The 20301-nt window shown below is 61.1% G+C and carries 14 protein-coding genes, 1 tRNA gene and 1 pseudogene; 11 read left to right on the top strand and 5 right to left on the bottom strand.

Annotated features, from left to right (window positions below; translation table 11 throughout):
- Positions 1 to 15: 15 nt before the first annotated feature.
- A complete protein-coding gene (locus ABIE08_RS17785) occupies positions 16 to 1047 on the bottom strand; it encodes a glycosyltransferase family 9 protein (protein WP_354553133.1) in 1032 nt (343 codons plus the stop codon).
- Between the two features lie 235 nt (positions 1048 to 1282).
- On the opposite strand from ABIE08_RS17785, the gene ABIE08_RS17780 reads away from it, so the two are divergent.
- The 8 genes and pseudogenes from ABIE08_RS17780 to ABIE08_RS17745 all read left to right on the top strand — a co-directional run bounded on the left by ABIE08_RS17780 (position 1283) and on the right by ABIE08_RS17745 (position 9688).
- On the top strand, positions 1283 to 2284 hold the full coding sequence (locus ABIE08_RS17780) for an adenosine kinase (protein ID WP_354553131.1): 1002 nt from the start codon (positions 1283 to 1285) through the stop codon (positions 2282 to 2284).
- A 606-nt stretch (positions 2285 to 2890) separates the two neighbouring features.
- Positions 2891 to 2975 (top strand) — tRNA-Leu (locus ABIE08_RS17775).
- Between the two features lie 84 nt (positions 2976 to 3059).
- Positions 3060 to 4703, top strand: coding sequence for a DUF6538 domain-containing protein (locus ABIE08_RS17770; RefSeq protein ID WP_354553130.1), 1644 nt, complete (start codon positions 3060 to 3062; stop codon positions 4701 to 4703).
- 521 nt (positions 4704 to 5224) lie between these two features.
- A pseudogene (locus ABIE08_RS17765) lies at positions 5225 to 5394 on the top strand (IS3 family transposase); the annotation flags it as partial.
- Positions 5395 to 5852: 458 nt separating this feature from the next.
- The gene (locus tag ABIE08_RS17760) at positions 5853 to 6782 is read left to right on the top strand and encodes an ABC-three component system protein (RefSeq protein WP_354553128.1); all 930 of its coding nucleotides are present in this window, start codon (positions 5853 to 5855) and stop codon (positions 6780 to 6782) included.
- Positions 6779 to 7042 (top strand): ABC-three component system middle component 6, encoded by a 264-nt coding sequence (locus ABIE08_RS17755; RefSeq protein ID WP_354553126.1) that lies wholly within the window; start codon positions 6779 to 6781, stop codon positions 7040 to 7042. Before ABIE08_RS17760 ends, ABIE08_RS17755 begins: the two co-directional genes overlap by 4 nt.
- Positions 7026 to 8789: an ABC-three component system protein gene (locus tag ABIE08_RS17750; RefSeq protein ID WP_354553124.1), complete on the top strand. Its 1764-nt coding sequence runs from the start codon at positions 7026 to 7028 to the stop codon at positions 8787 to 8789. Before ABIE08_RS17755 ends, ABIE08_RS17750 begins: the two co-directional genes overlap by 17 nt.
- 299 nt (positions 8790 to 9088) lie before the next feature.
- Positions 9089 to 9688 (top strand): recombinase family protein, encoded by a 600-nt coding sequence (locus tag ABIE08_RS17745; protein ID WP_354553123.1) that lies wholly within the window; start codon positions 9089 to 9091, stop codon positions 9686 to 9688.
- A 1082-nt stretch (positions 9689 to 10770) separates the two neighbouring features.
- Here the strand turns inward: ABIE08_RS17745 and ABIE08_RS17740 are convergent.
- Positions 10771 to 13665 carry a class I SAM-dependent DNA methyltransferase gene (locus ABIE08_RS17740; RefSeq protein WP_354553121.1) on the bottom strand — a complete coding sequence of 965 codons (2895 nt, stop codon included), beginning with the start codon at positions 13663 to 13665 and terminating at the stop codon, positions 10771 to 10773.
- Between the two features lie 498 nt (positions 13666 to 14163).
- Here ABIE08_RS17740 and ABIE08_RS17735 point away from each other — a divergent pair, with 498 nt between their 5' ends.
- On the top strand, positions 14164 to 14709 hold the full coding sequence (locus ABIE08_RS17735; RefSeq protein ID WP_354553119.1) for a recombinase family protein: 546 nt from the start codon (positions 14164 to 14166) through the stop codon (positions 14707 to 14709).
- Positions 14710 to 16339: 1630 nt separating this feature from the next.
- Positions 16340 to 16714 (top strand): hypothetical protein, encoded by a 375-nt coding sequence (locus tag ABIE08_RS17730; RefSeq protein WP_354553118.1) that lies wholly within the window; start codon positions 16340 to 16342, stop codon positions 16712 to 16714.
- Positions 16715 to 17396: 682 nt separating this feature from the next.
- Here the strand turns inward: ABIE08_RS17730 and ABIE08_RS17725 are convergent.
- Entirely contained in the window at positions 17397 to 17708 is a 312-nt protein-coding gene (locus ABIE08_RS17725) for a tyrosine-type recombinase/integrase (protein WP_354553116.1), read from the bottom strand.
- A 552-nt stretch (positions 17709 to 18260) separates the two neighbouring features.
- Between ABIE08_RS17725 and ABIE08_RS17720 the strand changes: the two genes are divergently transcribed.
- Positions 18261 to 18590, top strand: a complete 330-nt coding sequence (locus ABIE08_RS17720; protein ID WP_354553115.1) for a hypothetical protein — start codon at positions 18261 to 18263, stop codon at positions 18588 to 18590.
- Positions 18591 to 18636: 46 nt separating this feature from the next.
- On the opposite strand, the gene ABIE08_RS17715 is transcribed toward ABIE08_RS17720, so the two are convergent.
- Both ABIE08_RS17715 and ABIE08_RS17710 read right to left on the bottom strand, forming a co-directional pair.
- Positions 18637 to 19662: an aldo/keto reductase gene (locus ABIE08_RS17715; RefSeq protein WP_354553113.1), complete on the bottom strand. Its 1026-nt coding sequence runs from the start codon at positions 19660 to 19662 to the stop codon at positions 18637 to 18639.
- 276 nt (positions 19663 to 19938) lie between these two features.
- A complete protein-coding gene (locus tag ABIE08_RS17710; RefSeq protein WP_354553111.1) occupies positions 19939 to 20214 on the bottom strand; it encodes a hypothetical protein in 276 nt (91 codons plus the stop codon).
- Between the last annotated feature and the right edge of the window lie 87 nt (positions 20215 to 20301).

Genomic DNA, 20301 nt, shown 5'->3' with positions numbered 1-20301 from the left:
ACGCGCGCGGGGGGCTTACGGGCGCGGCGAGATCCCGACTTCGCGCAGGACGTCGAGCGTCGCCGCGACAACCGGGGCGACCGGAATGTCCGTCATCGCCGAACCGCCAAAATCCTGCGCGCGCACGATGCGCGAGGCCGGCGTATTCGGCGCCCAGCGCTCCGGCTTGGTCGGACCGAACAGGCTGACCACCGGCACGCCGGCGGCGCCGAACAGATGACCGAGGCCGCAATCATTGGCGACCAGCAGCTTTATGGACGGCGCCAGCGCCAAGGGGGCATCAAGCTTCCCACGCGGCGTGTCGATCGCCATCGCCGTCATGTCGACGACGTCGACATCCGGCGCGGTCTCGGCCAAGACTGGGAGCGCCGCGCGCTCGTCCGGCCCGGCGAGCAAAACGGGCCGGTAGCCAGCGGTCCGCAGTTCCCGCGCCAGCGCAACAAAACGTTCGAGAGGCCAGTTCTTCCAGGCCTTGTTGCTGCCAAAGGCAAAGCCGATCCAGGGCTCGGAAGGCGGCAGGATGGTTGCCGCCAGCGCTTCGGCGCCGGCGCTCGCGGCGATCCGGCCGGTGGCATCGACGGTGTCGAACGCCTGATGCGCGAGGTTCAGCGCGCGTTCGCCGATATGGGCCGGCCGCCGCCGGTCCCACCACGGCGCGCCGACGCGGCGGTTCAGCCCGGGCAGGCAGACGTAATATTCCTCCGCCGTCAGCGCCAGCCGCGCCGCCAGCACGCTGGCCACGCGAGTGCGCGTATCGAAGACAGCGCTGAAGGCCGGCAATTGCTTCAGCGTGCGAACCCCCTGCAGCAGCGGTTCCGTGAAATGCAGCTGCGACATCACCCGGGCGATCTCGCCCTCGACATAGGGCAGCACGGCCGCCTCCATGGCGGTATCATGCGCCGAGATCCACCAGATGGCGCGATCCGGCCGGGCATGGCGGATCGCCCTGAGCAGCGGCAGCTTGAGGATGACGTCGCCCAGCCCCTCGCGCTCGACGATCACCGCGATCGGACGGTTCGCGGCGGGGTCTCCGGTGGTCTGGCTCATCATCCTGCGCATTCCAATGTATGGCGTGCCGCCGCACGCCGGTACGGCGGCAACCGTCCGCGGCGCCTTCTCTGGGGTGCGTTTGTGTCGGGCTTGCGACGAGCCGCCGCGCGACGCGGCCAGACGCACCGTTTCTCCCGCGCCGCAGGGTGGTTGCACGGCGAACGACCGACTGTATAGTCCGCCTCCGTCACTCCCGCCGGCCAAGGGCCGCTTGCTCTATCAGGATTTTCTCATGACGGAAGCCCGCTACGACGTTCTCGGCATCGGTAACGCGATCGTCGACATTCTGGCGCGGGCGGAAGAGGACTTCCTGGTCGAGCAGCAATTGTCCAAGGGCTCGATGCGGCTGGTCGACATGACCGAGTCGAAGCGGCTCTACGCCGCCATGGGCCCGGCGATTGAGGCATCGGGCGGCTCGGCCGGCAATACCGTCGCCGGCGTCGCCTCGCTGGGCGGCAAGACCGCCTTTGTCGGCAAGGTCGCCGATGACGAACTGGGCGCGATCTATGGCCACGACATGCGCTCGATCGGCGCCACCTTCGACGTGGCGCCGCTGGTCGGCGGCGCACCGACGGCGCGCTGCATGATCTTTGTCACGCCCGATGGCGAGCGGACGATGAACACCTATCTCGGCGCCTGCCATGCGCTGACCCCGGACGACATCGACCCGGTGCTGTTCGCCGATACCAAGATCACCTATTTCGAAGGCTTCCTCTGGGATGCGCCGACGGCGCGCGACGCCTTCTTCAAGGCGGCCGACATCGCCCATTCCGCCGGAAGGCAGGTGTCGCTGACCCTTTCCGACGCCTTCTGCGTCGATCGCTTCCGCGGCGATTTCCTGCGCCTGCTGCGCGACGGCACGATCGACATCCTGTTCGCCAACGAGGTCGAGCTGAAGTCGTTCTACGAGACGTCGAGCTTCAACACGGCGCTGAAGGCGCTGCGCGAGGATTGCCGCATCGCCACGGTGACGGTCGGCGCCGAAGGCTCCTATGTCGTGACGCCGGACGGCATCGAGCATGTGCCGGCCACGGTGGTGGAGGACGTGGTCGACACGACCGGCGCCGGCGACCTCTACGCCTCGGGCTTCCTCTACGCCGTCGCCAAGGGCCTCGACCTCCGGACGGCGGCGGCGCTCGGCTCGCTGGCGGCCGGCGAGGTGATCAACCATATGGGCCCGCGCCCGGCGACCTCGTTGATCGACCTCGCCCGCCAGTCCGGCTACGCGCTCTAGGGTCCGGACTCGATTGAGTCAGTAGGCGCGGATACGGCCGGGACCACGCCGAAGTGGAGCTCCCGGCCAGCGTGTCGTATCGGGTGGCGACGCGACGGAAGTCCTTGAGACTGCACCCCATGCGCTCGACGCGGTTCGATCCTTTTAGGCGAGGACACCGGAGGGGATGGGGCCCGTCGCGAGGCGATGGACGATATCACGGCCTCTGTGCCTTGGGCGGCCAGGCGCAGCCGGAGGGGGTCCGCTTCATAGCCTTTGTTGGCCGGCACCAGCCGATCGGCCCTGCCACCTGCATCGGCGCCTCGGCCCTGCGGATATCTGCCTGCGAGGCTTCGGGCCGAGATGGCCTCGAAGGCGGATGCCGAGGCAATCCGGCTTGCAGGGCCGCGGAAATCCGTGTCGCAGCGCTTCTCCGCGGCCGTATCCGGAGCCTCGATCGCGCTTTCTCCCATGCGAGCCTCGGGGCACAGGCGGGCCGGCGTTGGGGCCTCTCGTTGCGGAAGCGGCATAGGCGGCTCAGAGTTTTCCCCAGCCCCGAATTATCCCTCGCGATCGCATCGTCTCGTGATTGACAAGCCCCCGGCCTCCCCGTATTCATCCCCCCGCGCCCAGATGGCGGAATTGGTAGACGCGCACGGTTCAGGTCCGTGTGACGAAAGTCGTGGAGGTTCGAGTCCTCTTCTGGGCACCATTTCCAACTAAGTGACTGATGTCACTTATGATGTTGATCTTGCAGGGGTATTAGGCGGTCGACTGCTACACAGCGGTGCGACACATGCCCCTCAAGATGGCCTCTCCGATGAAACGTAAAGGCTCCAGCCTCCATCAGTTCCGGAAGCGCATCCCTGCCGATTTAATCGGCAAGGTGGATGGGATCGACCTGCAGATCCCCATTGGCGAATCATTCGTCACCAAGAGACTCTCAGCCAAGACAGACACGATTGTCATGTCGCTGCAGACGCGGGATCCCTCTGAGGCTAGGCGACGTCACACGGTCGTCACAGCCTACCTCGACAGCGTCTGGGACGGGATTCGGTTCGGACCCGCCCGCCTCAACCACAAGCAAGTCGTAGCGCTGTCCGGCGAGGTCTACCGAGATCTCCTCACGACATTTGGCGACGACCCCGTATCCCCAGATCTCTGGCAGAGTGTCATGATGGACGTGGCGTCCGCACAGGCGGGCAACATCCTTTTCATCGGCACTCAGGAAGAGCGACGCCTGGCCGCCCTTGAACGTCGCTACGGCTATCTCGTCGACAGGGTTCTCAGTCGTCACGCGCTGCGCATCGACCGCGACAGCCGTGAGCGCCTTCTCCTCGAATCGACGAGGTCGCTCACACAGGCCACGTTCCAGCTGTTGAAGCACGCGGAAAGCGACTTCACACCAGACCCTGAGGCCAATCGATTCCCAGCGTTCGCGCCTCCCGAGCGCAAGGCCGCGCCGTTGCCCGAACCAGCGCCCCTACCTACCACCTCACTGACGGGCCTCGTTGACGCGTGGTGGATCGAGGCGAAGGCCACAGGACGCAAGCCGAGCACATACGAGAGCTACCGAAACACGATGCTGAAGTTCGTCAAGCATCTCGGCCACGATGATGCTTCGAAGGTGACCCCAGAGGACGTCATCGCCTTCAAGGATGCGCGCCTCGCCGAAATCAACCCGAGGAACGGCAAGCCCATCTCACCCAAGACGGTGAAAGGCAGCGACCTCGCGGGGCTCAAAGTCGTTTTCGACTGGGCGGTCACCAACCGTAAGATGGCCACGAACCCGGCGACCGACGTCACGCTTAAGCTCGGCAAGGAGCGAAGGACCCGCCCCAAAGGCTTCACCGACGCCGAAGCTGCGACAATCCTCCGACACGCGCGCGATCACAGGCGCGGCAAGGAACGCCCAACCACATTCGCGGCCAAGCGCTGGGTTCCTTGGCTCTGCGCTTACACAGGTGCGCGCGTCGGTGAGATCGCCCAGCTTCGGAAGCAAGACGTCCGTCAGGAGGCCGAAAGATGGATCATCCACATCTCTCCAGACGCGGGCACGGTCAAGACCGATGAGGCTCGCGACGTGCCGCTGCATCTCGACCTCATTGATGAGGGCTTCATTGAGTTCGTCAAAGCTTCGAAGGCTGGCCCCCTCTTTCTGATCCCCGCCCAAGACGGAGACGTTCTCGGGCCACTCCAGGGCGTGAAGAATCGTCTAGGCGAGTTCGTCCGCGAAGTCGTCGACGATCCGCGCGTCCAGCCCAACCACGGCTGGAGACATCGCTTCAAGAGCGTCTGTCGTGACATGGGAGTTGATCCCGGTGTCCGCGACGCCATCCAAGGACACGCTGCGAGGACGGTGGCGGACGAATACGGAGAGGTCTCGATCACGGCGAAGGCCATCGCCATCGACAAGCTGCCGAGATACGTCATCAAGTAGTCAATGGCCGAAGCAGGGGGGCCCTCTCGATTTGACGGCTGCCGAGGAGGCGGCCGCGATATGGAGACAGCATTGCCCGCCCGTTGGGCGCTACACACTCCAGTCGAAGTCTTGCTTGGCGGCGATGAATGACTGGGGAACCTGGATTCGACTCTCCCGCTACTAATCCCAAGCGGAACCTACGTTTCCCGCATCGGTCATCGCCATTTGTGGGAGTGTTGTGGGAGTCTGTCAACCACTCGCATTGCGGTCCGGCTGTCACCCCGCCCAAGATGTCGCCCGACACACCAGATCGCCTCGCGTCGAGCAGACGCAAGCGTCCACAGAGTAGGCTGGGTTGGGCGGGAGGAGCCCAAGACACACCAAATAAAATTTTTAGAATCAATAACTTACGATGAATCGTCGTCAAGGCTTTAGTACACTTCTTTAGTACATTGGTTGGGGTCGAATGCGAGCCGACCGCGACCCACCCGCCACATCCAACTCAAGAAGGTGAGTTCGCCGTTCGGCCCACCCTCCGGCGTGACTCGCGGACGGCCCATGCCAGCTTCGTGCTCGATGCGCTGGAGCAGGCCCTGCATGAGCGACGGCCCGTCCATCGCGGCGGCCTTGTCCATCATTCCGACAGGGCGCTCAATACGTCAGCATCCGCTACACGGAGCGCTTGGCGGAGGCGGGCGTCGAGCCCTCTCCTTCAGGTTCCCTTCCGTGTCCATCCAGAACTCTACGCCATTGGCGATCAGGACGTAGGCGACCAGCTAGCGGTTGCAGTAGACGTGGTGCAGCTCATGGCCTTTGAGGTTTCGATCCAGTCCTTGGGGTTGCCTTGGGGGATGTCCTCGCCCCGCTGACCTCATGAGCTTGTGTCGTGGCAGTCAGCAGAAGCATTGTGGTGAGCGTTATGAGTACGCGGGGGGGGGGGGGCAAAAATTGGCCTCCGATTTACACACACAAAGGCTAGCGCGCGCCGAGCGTGTCCCCCGTACCCCGCTCGCGTGGCCGATGGTGGAGGCGCATGGAAGGTACTGTTGCCACGCGCGGACTGCTTTTCAATCGGGGGGAGGTCGGCACTATAGGCTGTCATCTGCCTACCGAAAGGGATGGCGTCTGGAGGACAGTTGGTCCTAGTGTCGGGTGCTGGGGGGGCACATGGACGCGCTGCAACTTTATCACTACAAGGTCATCTTCAATCTGAAGGTCCGAAGTGTCTTCGGCACCGCATTCCAGGACTTCTTCTCGACTGTTCTTGAGAAGAAGCATGGAGCAGATTTCGTCCGCGTGCGTCCGTTTGGCTCAGTTGGCGATAAGGGATGCGACGGCTATCTCGCTTCAACGGGGCGCATATATCAATGCTTTGGAAAGCTGCAGGACGCGGCGGTGAACTCCACGACTTTGACCGGAAAGATTTCCGCTGACTACGCGCTTGCCGACGGCCACTTGAGATCCATCATGAAGGAATGGCACTTCGGCCATAACATGGTGGATGGGCTACCCGTCACGGCTGTTGAGGAACTGGAGGCGCTAAAGAAGGCAAATCCAACCCGAACATTCGGTTTCGTCGGTCCGGCCGGCCTAGAATCGATCGTGTTGTCGCTGCCCCCAGCCGACCTACTCTATCTGCTGGGACCTGCGGCCACCGCAGAGGATAGTCGAAATCTCAACCTCAGCGACGTGCGTGAGGCCGTTGACGCCCTAATGCAAGCCATTGGGGCGAGCAGCGCACAGCCCGCGACTGTGAAGCCCGTTCCAGCAGACAAGCTCTCGTTCAACAAGCTCCCGCCACATTGGGTTCACCTTATCACCGCAGGTTCACTGAACGAGCCATATGTTCGGGAGTACTTTGAGAGACACCCGGAAGCCACCACGGGCGACAAGGTAGCCAAAAGTTTCTCCGAGCGTTATGTGGCGCTGAGGCATGAAGGTCTCAAGCCTGGCGAAATCATGGACGCGCTATACGAACGCCTGACGGGCATAGGCTCTGTGACTGCATCTAGACAAGTCGCGGCTCACGCGCTCTTGGCCTACCTCTTCGATGCATGTGACATTTTCGAGGACGACCCATCGAAGGTGTCGGCATGATACTTCCCACGAAGCATCTACCCCCATCACGGTCGCTGATTGGCATTGGCGCAGAGATAATTGCAGCGATAGCCGAGCCCCGTGCAGTCTCAGAGGTGTGGGAGCGGGTAAGGGAGGCACGGTCACGAAGCGCCGCCGCCACTCCGATCAGCTATGACGAGTTTGTCCAATCACTGACCTTCCTCTACGCTGTGTCCGCCCTGAACCTCGTTGATGGGCTCATTTCTAGGGCTGAGGTTCGCAATGATCCTGTCCATTGAAAGCGACCTCCCGAGCTTCAAGCCGCTCTTATTCAGGGGCGGAATGAACGTACTCTTGTCGCATAAGTCTAAGGGCTCAAACGAGCGAAAGACCCGGAACAGCGCCGGAAAGTCCAGTACGGTAGAGCTTCTACATTTCCTGCTTGGAAGCTCCGCCAAGAACCATTTGGCGGCACACGAAAAGCTAGCCCATCATGTGTTCTATGGCACCTTCCTGCTGGCAGGTCGAAAGGTTCAGGTCGGGCGCACGGCATCTGATGCGTCCAAAATCCTGATACGGGAGGAAGACGGTGAGGCCCTTCAACTGCCTATGAAGGTCGATAAGGTTCGTGGGCACTACGTCTCCAATGAGAACTGGAAGGCGACTCTCGGCCACTACTTTTTTGGACTTCCGTTCCCCACGAAAGGGACTGCGTACGACGCCTCCTACTCTCCGAGCTTTCGCTCGCTCGTCTCGTACTTCGCCCGCCGCAAGGGAGGCTTCCTGCACCCTCAGGCGAGTTCAGAAAAGCAGCAACCGTGGGACACTCAAGTTGCCTTGTCTTACCTGCTTGGACTGGATTGGTCGGTGCCGTCCGCACTAGAGGGGGTTCGCCAGCAAGAGCGGCAGCTCACCGAGCTAAAAAGGGCGGCGAAGGGCGGCGCTGTCGGAGAGATCATCGGAACCGTTGCAGAGCTCCGACCTAAGATAGTGAAGCTGGAAGCCTCCGTCGCGCAGTTGCAAGGCAACGTCGGCGAGTTTCGCGTACTTGATGCCTACAAGCAGTGGTCTGACCGCGCAGCGGCGTTGCGTGCCGAGATGCTCGGACTTGAACGAGAAAAGGTACTGCTCAAGCAGTCACTCGACCACCTACGTCGCGCATTGGTTGACGAAAAGCCACCACAAGAAGATGCGGTTGACCGAATGTATCGGGCCGTAGGTGTGGAACTGCCGGAAATTGCTGTGCGCCGGTTTGAGGAAGTGTCGGCCTTTCATCAATCCGTCATTGCGAACCGCAAAAAACGTCTCGAGGCCGAGAGCGCAGTCATCGAGGAACAAATCGGTTCCGCCGATGCCAAGACGGCTGAACTTGACGAGGAGCGAAGCGGTATCCTCAGGCAGCTTGCCGGGTTCGGCGCGTTTGAGGACCTTGTAGCTCTCCAAGTACAAGTGTCGGGGCAACAGGCAGAGTTGTCGGCGCTTCGTGAACGATACAAGGCTGCTGAGGTTTTGGAAGGTAAGAACACCGAGTTGGAGATCGACCGGGCCAACATTAAGCGCCGCCTTCAGGATGACCATCGGGCCCGTCAGAAGCGGTTGGACCGGGCCGTGCTGTTCGTTGGGCAAGCCATCGAACGACTGTACGATGATCGCAGCGGCGCGTTTGAGATTGGCGTGGAAGACAACGGACCCACTTTCGAGATCAAGATTGAGGGGGATCGTGGTGGCGGCATTTCGCAGATAGAGATTTTTTGCCTCGACTATGCACTCTTCAAGAGCAGCAACGCGGAACACGGCGGCCCGAAGTTCCTCGTTCACGACAGCCATTTGTTTGACGGCGTGGACGAGCGACAGGTTGCTCAGGCACTCGTTTTGGGCAAGGAGGCTGCTGACGAACTCGCTGGCCAGTACATCGTCACACTGAACTCAGACGTGTACGACCGCTTGCCGCTTCCCCCTTCGTTCGATCGGCAATCCGCCGTTTGTGACCCGCTGTTGTCCGATGCAGACGTAGCAGCAGGATTGTTTGGTTTCCGGTTCGACTAGCCCCTTCGCGCGTCGACCAAAAACACTCTAAAATTTTGGCTCCGATCCCCAGCCAGATATTCATTCGCGCGCAACTGCTATTGTCCCCCATACCCCGCCCTCGACCCCCATAATGCAGCCTATCCGTTACTGTTGATTGCACGAATGATCCGATGGCTACACCTTTGATGTCCATTGGACCTCGCCCTAACGGACGTGTCCGTACCGGCACTTAGTGCGTCCATTAGGATAGATATTGACATTATGGACGCTTCTGACTCTCATGCTCAGACCTTTTGGACACTCTGGGCAGCGACGACGTGACGACGACACATCCTTCAATCGGTCACCTCATCGGCTATGGCAGGACCTCGACCACCGAGCAGGAGGCGGGCCTTGAAGCCCAGCGGCGCGATCTTCTCGCGACCGGATGCGTCAAGCTCTTCCTTGAACAAGCGTCGTCCGTGGGCAAGCGGCCTGAACTAGAACGGGCGATGGAATACGTCCGCGAGGGCGACACGTTGGTGGTGACCAAGATCGATCGCCTGGCTCGCTCTACGATCAACCTCTGGGACGTCGTGCGGGCGCTGGACGAGAAGGGTGTCAGCCTCAGGGTACTAAACCTAGGCGGCGAGACGGTCGACACCAAGAGCGCCACCGGGCGGCTCATTCTCAACATCTTTTCCGGCTTCGCCCAGTTCGAACGCGAGATGATGCTGGAGCGCCAGCGCGAGGGAATCGCCAAGGCCAAGGCCGAAGGCAAATACCTTGGACGCAAGCCGACTGCGCGACTCAAAGCCGACGATGCAAGGAAGCTGAACGCCGAGGGCAAGACGCCGACTGAGATCGCCAAGGCGCTAGGGATAGGCCGTGGGAGCGTCTACAGGGCGCTAGAGGGCGTCGGCAAGGCGGAAGGGTAGTCTCGCGCTCTTCTCGAAAGCTCACCGCGAAAAATGACGCAACCCATCGAGCGATTATTGCGCGCCAGATAGGTGCCATTAGAACGGGCTCCCCAAGGGCCGCGAGGCTCTTACGGAGCGCAATCAGTCATCGTGGGAGCCGAAACGAGCGAACGTTGCCAACCAAAGACAAGCGGACGTGTGCCAACCGACCACTTCTGTCCCATCTTCATGTTAACGCAACTTCTGGTATATTCCTCTCTATCCGTACGCCTTCAGGTAGAAGACGATTAATTACGCCCATCTGAGGGATATGATAAAACCTAAAAGGTGTACGTAACGTTATACATATCGTGCACGTTGTGGAAACGACATGTGAACTAGGGGGACGTGTCAGAGATCAGCGGAATGATCGAACTAAATCAGATACACACTCATATACCTCCCTCTTAATGAACTATCTCTGAGTGAAAACTCAATGATCGCTTAGGGGTATAGGGTCGACTCAGGTCTTCTCTATTGGTTTTCGCCCTTACGTCGAACACCCCAAAAATATGAGTTGTCAGGCAATACGGCCACGACGTACCCGAACACGGAGCGGAAAGCACCGTGAGCTGCGAAAGAAGGGTGCGTCCAACACCATCAATTCGAAGCGCCACTTTCGGATGCTAGTCCCTGTCTCTATTCGACTAACCATTGGGATTGGCCATCGAGCGTGAAATAGCACTGCTGGTCGCTGTCTGACCGGCGTGTTCCGCTCGTCAGTTCCTCCATCCCTTCAATGCTCGCCTCTAGCCTTGCGGTGGCTTCGCTGGCAGCCATCCGCGCGCCGCCTGACCAGATGGCCATCTCAGATGGTGAGGCCCGTACTTGACTCGACCGCAAGGATGGAAAGCGCCCTTCGATGCTGGTCATCCTGACTGAAGCAAACCCGATCCTGCGCACCATCGATCGTTATGGAGGCCCCATGGGAGACCGACCCATCTTCACATCAGACCGGCGGCTATTCGACGGCGCGCGCGTCTCGATCTCGCATAACCGGCGTGCGCGTGACACAGGGCTCACGACACGTTTTCGCTTCTCCCTAGGAGGTCATCCTCGCTTCAGTCCGCCGCGTCCTGCTGCGCTGCCCGCTCCTGATTGAGGGCGAACAGCCGCGTCAGAACTTCGTCATCGGTCAGATCATCGGGCCAGCCATAGGCCACTGCGACGGCTGCATCCAAGGCCCTGTGAGCATTGTCGAGCCACGCCGGGCGCTGGTTGTAGAGGTTGGTCAGCGTCCGCTTCTTCAGCACTGCCGCAGCTGCATCATCGACCGGCAGGATGCGATCCGGGTAGCCGGGGACGACCTCCGGCTCTCGCCGCACAAGGTCAGCGGGATTGAGCCAATTTTCGCGAAGTGCGTTGAGGCGTTCTGCTGCTACGGTGATGGCGGTGGCGCGCGGGTCGTCGGCATAGTTCATCGCGGGGATATCTGGCGTCAGCCCCTTGGGGAACGGGAAAGTCTCGAAAGTGGTGGTTGGCGTGTATCTTGGATCATTGCCGACCCCCAGCCATGTGCCCAGCCCCAGGGCCCAAAGCTCGTGAAAGCGAGAGTGCAGGATACCGAACGTGGTGCCATCATCGCGGGCAATGGCGATCAGTTGGTGATCGGGGATTGTCGGAGAGGCTTCCCAGACGAACAGCCGATGCTTCGCGACCGTGGGGGTGACGACAAACCGATGAAGGGGGCGAAGTCGCTTCCACATCCCCTGCCGGGGCTCAACATGCCGCCACCATAGGCGACGGTAGGCCTCTCGCTTATTGGATGCGCGAACAGGCCGGACAGCCGCGAGAATGTGACCATAGGGGACCTCGTATAGGGCAGCGTCGCCTTCATCCGTCTCCCATCCGAAATCGATGATCCACATGTCGCGGGGGCGGCGCATGAGGTCCAGCCCATTCACCCATGGCCTCAAAACATCGGAATTTCCTCGGCCGTTGGGATTAAGTGGAAGCGCCAGCCATTGCCTCGCCACATCCCCCGGCACATCGAAGGCTCCGCCCTTGGTATCGCCCATGAAGGCAACCCCGAGGTTCTCCCGCAATCGCTTCGCCTTGGTCAAATCGTGGGCAGAGGATGTCAGATCCGAGTTGATCCGCTGGACCGAGTGTCCATCCAGCCGCATGTCCTCTCCGTTCCGCCGCTCACCATAGACCGCCATTGATACCCGAACGGCGGCACCTTCCACCGTCCACGGTTCGTCAGCCCAAGCGGCCACAATACCCGGTCCGTCTGCGATCCTGTCCAGAACACGGCGATTGGCTCCACCTCGGATGGAATTGGTCGCAACGAAACCGACCCGCTCCGTTCGACCGGCGTCGATGGCTTGCAGCCCCTTCTCCAACCAGTAGATCACAAGATCCGCTTCCGCTGGCACCCGCCCGGCATAGAGCGTGAACAATCGTCCGACCTGGACATCACCCAACTCGGCCCTCAGGAGTTTGCCACCTAGAAATGGCGGATTACCAACAATAGCGTCCGCCTCGGGCCACACCGCCTCGATCCAGCGGCCCTCAGAGCCATCACCCGGAACCTCCCAAGTCATCAATGCGTCGCGACACTGAATATTATCCAGCGGCTTCAGCACGGGGTTCTCGGTGGCAGAGAAGCCATTGCGCAGCATCCACTGGATTTCACCTATCCAGACCGACACCCGCGCCAGTTCGGCGGCATACGGATTAATTTCGATGCCGTGAACGACTTCCGGACCGATCTGCGGAAAGCGGCGCGGCATGCCCAAGGTCTCCGCTTCGACCTGTGCGCGATGCTCAAGATCCTTCAGGGCCTTCAGGGCGAGATAGAGAAAGTTTCCCGAGCCACAGGCCGGGTCCAGCACTCGGAAGTCGGCAAGCCGTTGCAGGTATTGATCCAGCACCAGTTGCGCTTGGTTCCGGGCCTTCGTGGCGGGTGCACCCTTCGTCTCCAGTGCCTTGGCCATGAGCGCCTCGATCTGGGCCTTGGCGGCGCTCCACTCGGCGAACAGCGGCTCAACGATCACGGGATTGATGATCTGCATGATCTTGTCCCGGTCCGTATAATGCGCACCGAGTTGGCTGCGCTTGTCGGGATCGAGACCACGCTCGAACAGCGTTCCGAGAATGGAGGGGTCCACGTCGCCCCAGAACAGGCTGGCCGCCCGATGGACGATCTGGATCTCGTCCCGGTTCAAGGGGAACACGAGGTCGCCATCGAAGAGACCACCGTTGAACCACTTCACCTTCTCGAAGCCGACCCTGCCACCCTTCGTCATGGCTCCGAACAGGTCGCGGGCGAAATCTTCGAACTCGGCCGGGTAATCCAGCGCCCGCTCCAGCATCTTCGTGAACAGGCCCTCAGGAAGCAGCTTCACGTCCTCGGCGAACATGCAGAAGACAAGCCGGTTAATGAAGTGGGCGACCTGCTCGGGATCGTGGCCTCGCTCGCGCAACGAACGCGCCAGTACCGCGAATTCGCCCGCCGCTTCCTCGGTCAATTGCTGCCGCGTCTTGGACGGCTTCAGCGCCTCTGGATCGTACAGGGCCGACTTGAGCCAGCCGCGCTTGACCGGGTCGGCAAGATCGGCAATCGCGATGTCGTAGCGCTTGGAGACCGAATTGGTCCAATTGGTGTGAATGCGGATCGTGGTCCCGATGTCCGAGACGATCAGCAGCGGCGGATTATCGAGCGCGACGGCATAGCGCTGAAGCTGCGCAAAAGCGTCGTCAAGGTTGGCTCCGGTTCCTTTGTACTCCCAAGCGAAATGGCCGCGCTTGAACACATCGGCGAAACCGGGCGTTCCCGTCGTCTTGTTGGCCCCGACCTCGAAACCGTAATCCTTGCCGGTTGGATCCAGATCAGACGGCTTTGGCTCGCCCAGCATCTCGCAAAGATCCAGAAAGTGGGGCTGTGCCGCCGCCCGTTCCTTGATCGGCGAATTCTGCCATCTTGCGATGAATGCGTGCGGCGTCAGCGCCATTTCTAGCCCCCCGTGTGCCCTGTCCCGCCTCCTGATTAGGACACCTGCCAAGGATCACAAACCGGTTTCTGGGCTGGGTGGTATCGATCCAACGAGGAACCGCTTGGGCGATCCGCACCGCGAGTCTGCGAAGCCCTTCCCGACCAAAATAATGTTCATGCTGGAAAGAGCGACGAGTTAGCCCGCCAGCGAACCAGTCTCAAAAAACTGCGGGGTATTTGCAGGGGGATATTCCCCCCAGTTGAATGGGCAGCGCCCCCCTGCCTCCCCCGTTGTCCTGCCCCCCCAAAAAGATGCTGCGACGCTGCCGCGCTCTTGGCGTGACTACATGGTGCCACCTGCCCAGCTACCCAAACCGCCAAGGGTGGATGACCCTTTTGGGTGCACTCCAGCGTTACACGTGGATGTGACGCGAGGATCGTCACATTAGGATTGATTTTATATCAATGTTACGACATAGCGACAGGGTGCATCCTAATGTGACACTCGGAGAACCTTATGGCCCGCTATGGCTACGCTCGCGTCTCGACCCATGATCAGGATCTTGAGACCCAGATGACCCGGCTCAGCGCGGCCGGATGCGATCTCGTGCGCTCCGAAAAGGTTAGCGGAAAGAGCCGCGAAAGGCGCGATGAGTTGGCGACTCTGATTGATTTCATCCGCCCCGGTGACGAGCTTGTGGTCGTCAAGCTCGACAGGCTCGGACGATCCACGCGGGACGTCCTCAACCTCGTTCATGAACTGGACGCCAAGGGAGCGGCCCTTCGTGTCCTGGAGCCCGAGTTCACGACCGGCACTGACACCGGACGCATTCTGGTGACGGTACTTGGCATGGTCGCGGAGATGGAGCGCACCTTCATTGCCGACCGCCAGCGGGCGGGCATTGAGAAGGCCAAGAAAGCTGGCGTTTACAAGGGGCGGGAGGCGAAGATGCCAGTAGGCACGATCAGAGCGCGCCACGATGCGGGAGAGAGCCCCACCAAGATCGCAGCCGACCTCAAGATATCCCGGATGAGCGTCTATCGCGCCCTCAAGAGCGCCTAGTCGCCGCTTGGCAATCAACAGGCATTGCCTACTGGATCCGATATTCGCGACCCGCGCGAGTCCGGCTAGTCGATGACGCGCTTGTATGATCAGGATCGATCACCTGATCTACTCCACGATCTTGGGAGCCGTGAGGGCACCCGACCTCAGGCGGCTTCCCGCCGAGGGGAAAGACGAGGACCGAGAGCTATTACAAAGGCACGTAGAGTCGGGCTTAGCCGATTGAGTGTAGGCGCTTGGTCTGGAGCCTCGATTGCTGCCTTGCGGTATCCGCAGGGACGGCCTTTCTGCGCCTTCGATGTACTGACCCAGCATTACGCTGACGCCAGCTCTGGGGCCGACCGACTCGCAAGCCAAACTCCATTTATTTCTTCCATCTGGGGGGATGATAAGAGTTGGAGGGCGTACGTAATGTAACCACTATGTGTACGTTATGACCGACGCAGAGTCCGACATAAGGCAGAACACTACGAGTAGGAACGTACGAGTGAGATTTATCCCTTCCATACGGGAGAAGCTCTCCCCCTACGGTTTGAGATGATACATTAAGGACGAACATTAGGTAGACGTCATGTGGCCTTCATCTGCACGAGACGTTGAGCGTGATGGTCTACGAAAAGTGTTCTAGAGTGATACTCTGTATAAAGAGGAATGGAGGGATTGATAAGATCAATCCCGAGATTTCTCAGCACATATCGATCTAGAACAACAGCTACCCCTCATCCATTCCATCTGTAGGGTCGTCCTCCAGGTTTCAGGATCGATGATCCATGGGGGGCGCTGACACTTCCGTGTCGCCGCACGACGGACGTCTTCGGGCCAGCAGTCCCCAGAGGCGCTTGCGATCCACGCCCGATAGCGTCCAGCAGCGCGGCAGCATCATTGCAGCGCTCCCGTTAGCCTCGCACATACATCCTCTCGATATCTGTTCGTCGGTCAGGTGCCGTATTGCTTCACCAAGGCTACCGATCGCTGACGATACGCCGAGGGTCCGAGCGGTCACCACCTTTGCGGTCCGCTACAGGGGCCGAGCCCCTCGTTCGATTCGTGGTCATCCATTCGGCGGATTGGACGGCCGATTGTTGTTCGCTCTCGCTCCCTGGTTCCCAGCGGTTGCGTGCCCACGGACCCCGCTCTACCGAACCCTTCAAATCTAGAGAGGCGACATCGATGCGAGCCCCTGTCCGGTTTTTGTCGAACAACGACATGCATCGCTTCCCACTCCCCTTCATGTTTGCAGAGAAAGAATATGCCCTACAATCCAAACCCCAGACTTACCGAACGCATATCCCTGCGTCTTGCTGACGAAGAACTCCAGATGCTCGATGCGGTGTGCCGCGCCATTCTTCCGTATGGGCGAGCCACGATTTCGACGGCACTGCGCTATCTAATCCGAGACTGGACGCATCGAGACCATTCTTGATCGTTCACATATCCGAGGTCTTCGTGGCTCTGGTGGCCGTCTACCCGGTGCTGCCCAGATCGACCGTTGTCCATGCTCTTCACTGCTCGCTTCTAACCTTGCGGTCTCGTCGCTGGCAGCCGTTCGTGCGCGGCTGGAGCAAATTCTCCATGTCAAAGCAGACGCTCGTCCTTGCCTGGACCGCAAGCCGGGAAGGGAGGGCCTCCATTGCTGGCAATCCTGACTGAAGCCAACCCGATCCTGCGCACGATCGATGCCGATGGAAATCATATCGTCATCGTAACGCTGTTGCGTGGGGAGAAGGCGCTCCTTTTGGAGGAGGACTTCAACCGCATTATAGCGCAAGGCTATAGCCCACTATGGCGTATGGCCCGTGCGCGTGACGGTTCCTGCTACGTCGCCATTTATGGCAGATCCGGTAGGGCGGCGAAGTTCCGCCCGGCAATCGCGGATCTCGTGGTCGAACGGAAGCGATTCCAGCCCTTGCCGATTCACCTCGACAACAATCCACTGAACCTCCGGCGAGACAATCTGCTCATCCCGCAAAAGCAGGGCGGCGGTCAGAATCCACGCCCTGCCTGATCATTCGAAAAATCCAACCCATCCGGCCCGCCCAACCAGGCGGGCTTTTTCATGTCTGGATCTATGACAAACCAATCCATTGAACTCACCCTGATCCCATCGGCCCGCCGCAGAGCCTCTGACCGGGTAGCGTCCGAGGCCCGTATGGGCGACCGACTCATTTGCATTTCAGACCAGCCGTTGTTCGACGGCGCGCGCGTCCTTCTCGCAGAAGGCTTTGCGCCTGACACAGCGCTCACGACCCGGTGGGCAGGTTCTCCGCATGTGGCCATGCAATCAACCATCGGAGAGGCCGCCAAGTGGACCGTATGGGAAACTGACGATGGCCCCGTGTTCGCGCGATATCGCCCTATGGATAGAGAGCGAGTCGAGAGCAAGCGAAAGTCACCAGTTCGCAACATATCGTAACGTCAAGACAGAGGGCTGGTCCCTCTGTTTTTTTCGTGTGCACCTGTGCGACCGACACCGCTGTGATTGCAACGGACAGTCTCTAAACGTCGCGTGGCGGCCGTCCTCAAGGGTTAAGATGGGGAAGCGACGACAACTCAGGCGCACATTCTGATGGATGATTGTTATCACCTCCCTCAGGCAAGGCTAGCGATGGCCGCCTTGCACACTTCCGGGACGCATCCGACTGACCTAATGTCTCCCTTATGGTTTCCTCCGCCGGTTCCGTCCAAAATCAAACTTCCGGCAATGCCAGCAGCGCGATCAGATCTCGCTTCTGATCAATCCGAAGGCCATTCGGCGAATAGACGCCGTAGGTCATCCCAACCTTCTTGTGGCCAAGGATCTGGGCAGCTTCGGTGTCGGGGATGCGATGCCGCTCGAAGGTCTGCGCGACGTTCTTGCGGAAGGCGTGAAACGTCGAATGGCCAGTTATAGGCTTAAATCGTCGCCCAAGCGTTTTGCCGATGCCCGCTCCGCGCTTGCCATCGAGCTTGCTCGGCCTGAGGTCGGCGAACAGATAGCCCTTGGAAGGCGCGAGAGCCAAGAACGGATCCAGCTCGGCGTGTATGGGAACGACGCGGATAGCTGCCTTCGCCTTTCAAATCTCATGAGCTACGAAACTGGAAACAGGGGGTTCGACTGATCGATGGCACATCGCGCCACGGTCGGATGCGAGCCCCTGTTTTTTGCGACTTCAGACCTCCCCTGACATCGCCATCACGCATTGGATTAGGTGAACCCGGCTTCGTCCACTGACGGCATCTCGTCCACAGGGGCATTGCGGGGTGAGCACGCGAGTGTTACACAGTGCCCAATTGTCGACCGAAATTATCCTTTAATATCAATGTCATGACGAGTGGCTTGCCCGATCCTCTTCTGGGCACCAATTTCTGCAAAAAGCCCCGTATTCCGAACAGGATGCGGGGCTTTTGCTTTTTGGGCTTTTCGCGCTGGAGGCAGGGCTGCCCGCGCGACCGCGTTCCGGCTGGCCCGGCGCCCCGGCTATGGACAGTTGTGTTTGACGTCCGCCACGTTTCCAGAATCAATAGGCCCACCTTAGGGAACGTTCGGCAGCTAGCGCTTGGGCGGGGCAGACATGACGTGGATCCGGAGCGGCCGAGGCAGGCCGCTGGACATCTTCCTGGTTCTCGCGGGAATCGTTGCCCTGGCCTGGATCTCGGCGATGCCCGCCAGCGCCTGCTCGGGCTGCGGCTGCCGCGGTGGGCCGGGCTATCGCGGGCCGAATGGCCGCTGCGTCAGCTGGGCCAATATCGGCCGGGTCTGCGGCTCGCCGCCGAGCGAACGCTGTTCGCCGGAGGGGCCGAATGCCGGCGCCGAGGAAGCGGCCCGGCTGGGTTTGCGCCCGCCCAAGCTGGAACGACCTGCACTTTCGCAAGAAACCCCGTCCGAGCCGAAGCCGGAATAGTCTAAACCGGCCGGCGATGGCGCGTGCCACCGCCGGCCGGATTGGGTCAGGCGGGGGTCGGAGCGTCGGCGCGCAGCAGGCCGGCCATCTTCAAATCGGACCAGAGCGAGGCCGGCACCGGCCGGTCGAAGGCGGCGCGGTTGCGCTTCGTTTCCTCGGCCGAGACCGAACCCATGACCAGCGAGGCGACCGCGGGATGGCCGAGCGGGAACTTCAGCGCCGCGTCGGCGAGCGTCACGCCATGCGCCTCGCATACCTTCTGGATCGCCGCCACCCGCTCGAGGATCTCCGGCGGGGCGTCGCGGTAATTATACTTGGCGCCGGGCACCGGGCCTGTGGCAAGGATGCCGGAATTGAACACGCCGCCCAGCATCATGCCGATGCCCTTTTCCTGCGCCAGCGGCAGGAAGCTATCGAGCGCCGGCTGCTCCAGCAGCGAGTAGCGCCCGGCCAGCAGCATGGCGTCGAAATCGCCCGCGAGGGCGAAGCGCTCGCACATGTCGGCCTCGTTCAGGCCGACGCCGATCGCGTCGATCACCTTCTCCGAGCGCAATTGCTCCAGCGCCTTGTAGGCGCCCTCCATCGCGGCCTTGAAATGGCCCTCGACCGCCGCCGCGCCATGCGAATAAACGTCGACGTCGTGGATCAGCACGATCTCGATCCGGTCGACGCCGAGGCGGATCAGCGACTGCTCGAGCGAGCGCATGGCGCCGTCATAGGAATAATCGAGCCGGGCGGGATGCGGCTGGCCGCCGGCGAAGTTCGGAGGCTGGGTGTTGCCGTCGGCGGGCTGGTGCAGCGGGTCCATCCAGCGGCCGACCTTGGTCGACAGCACGAAGGACTTGCGCGGCACGCCGCGCAGCACGGTGCCGATGCGGTGCTCGGCCAGGCCGTGGCCGTAGAAGGGCGACGTGTCGTAGAGCGTCACGCCGGCCTCGACGGCCGCCGCGACGGCGCCGCGCGCGGTTTCGTCATCCAGCCGGTGATAGAGGTCGCCCAGCGGGGCGGAGCCGAAGCCGAGGGTCGTGACCGGAATCCCCGTGCGTCCGAGCGGGCGCGTCTCAAGTGCCATGGCGTTTCATTCCCTTTGTCTTTTTTGGATCGCGGGATGCTGCCGTCCCGATCGCGGCCACCTTGCCGGTCTAGCCGGTGTCGCGCCCCGTTGCGGCAAGGCCCGTTTTCCTCGCGGCGACAGGTTTCTCGATCGCCGCCGCCGACGTCAAGCCAAGATCGCGAACGGACACGAACAACCGGACGAGCCCACGTGAAAAGGCCGCCCTCTTGGGGCGGCCTGGGAAGGCGGTTGGAGCCGGAGGGCAGAACGGACTGCCGCGGCCGTCGCGTGACGTCACTTCGTATTGATGCCGCTGCCGTCCGAAAAGTTGCTGTCCTCCTGGAAACCGACGGTGCCGTTGTCATTCTTGGTGACGATCACATGCTCGCCACTATAGACGCCGCGAAGCAGCATCGGCTGGCTGACCTGGAACGTGCCGGCGCCCTCGACGGTGACAGTGCCGGCAGATTGATTGACGTTGGAGACCACGCCGCCATAGGTCTCGGCGGCGAGCGCCGGACCGGCTGCCAGTAGGCCGGCGACGGGAAGAAGGAACAGGATCTTGCGCATGATGTTCATCCGTTGTTTGCCCCACGATGGAGACATGGCGCGGGCCGGGCGGCCGACAATCGGTGGCAAGGATCATGAACAAATTTT

The organism is Kaistia defluvii, from assembly GCF_040548815.1.
Classification (GTDB): Bacteria; Pseudomonadota; Alphaproteobacteria; order Rhizobiales; family Kaistiaceae; genus Kaistia; species Kaistia defluvii_A.
Note: the sequence above shows the minus strand (reverse complement) of the source record. Positions and strands in the feature narration are given on the sequence as shown.

Bases quoted from the DNA above. Each gene is read 5' to 3' on its own strand.
- ABIE08_RS17785 (WP_354553133.1), bottom strand. From the start codon at position 1,047: ATGAGCCAGACCACCGGAGACCCCGCCGCGAACCGTCCGATCGCGGTG.
- ABIE08_RS17780 (WP_354553131.1), top strand. From the start codon at position 1,283: ATGACGGAAGCCCGCTACGACGTTCTCGGCATCGGTAACGCGATCGTC.
- ABIE08_RS17770 (WP_354553130.1), top strand. From the start codon at position 3,060: ATGCCCCTCAAGATGGCCTCTCCGATGAAACGTAAAGGCTCCAGCCTC.
- ABIE08_RS17760 (WP_354553128.1), top strand. From the start codon at position 5,853: ATGGACGCGCTGCAACTTTATCACTACAAGGTCATCTTCAATCTGAAG.
- ABIE08_RS17755 (WP_354553126.1), top strand. From the start codon at position 6,779: ATGATACTTCCCACGAAGCATCTACCCCCATCACGGTCGCTGATTGGC.
- ABIE08_RS17750 (WP_354553124.1), top strand. From the start codon at position 7,026: ATGATCCTGTCCATTGAAAGCGACCTCCCGAGCTTCAAGCCGCTCTTA.
- ABIE08_RS17740 (WP_354553121.1), bottom strand. From the start codon at position 13,665: ATGGCGCTGACGCCGCACGCATTCATCGCAAGATGGCAGAATTCGCCG.
- ABIE08_RS17735 (WP_354553119.1), top strand. From the start codon at position 14,164: ATGGCCCGCTATGGCTACGCTCGCGTCTCGACCCATGATCAGGATCTT.
- ABIE08_RS17720 (WP_354553115.1), top strand. From the start codon at position 18,261: ATGACGTGGATCCGGAGCGGCCGAGGCAGGCCGCTGGACATCTTCCTG.
- ABIE08_RS17715 (WP_354553113.1), bottom strand. From the start codon at position 19,662: ATGGCACTTGAGACGCGCCCGCTCGGACGCACGGGGATTCCGGTCACG.
- ABIE08_RS17710 (WP_354553111.1), bottom strand. From the start codon at position 20,214: ATGCGCAAGATCCTGTTCCTTCTTCCCGTCGCCGGCCTACTGGCAGCC.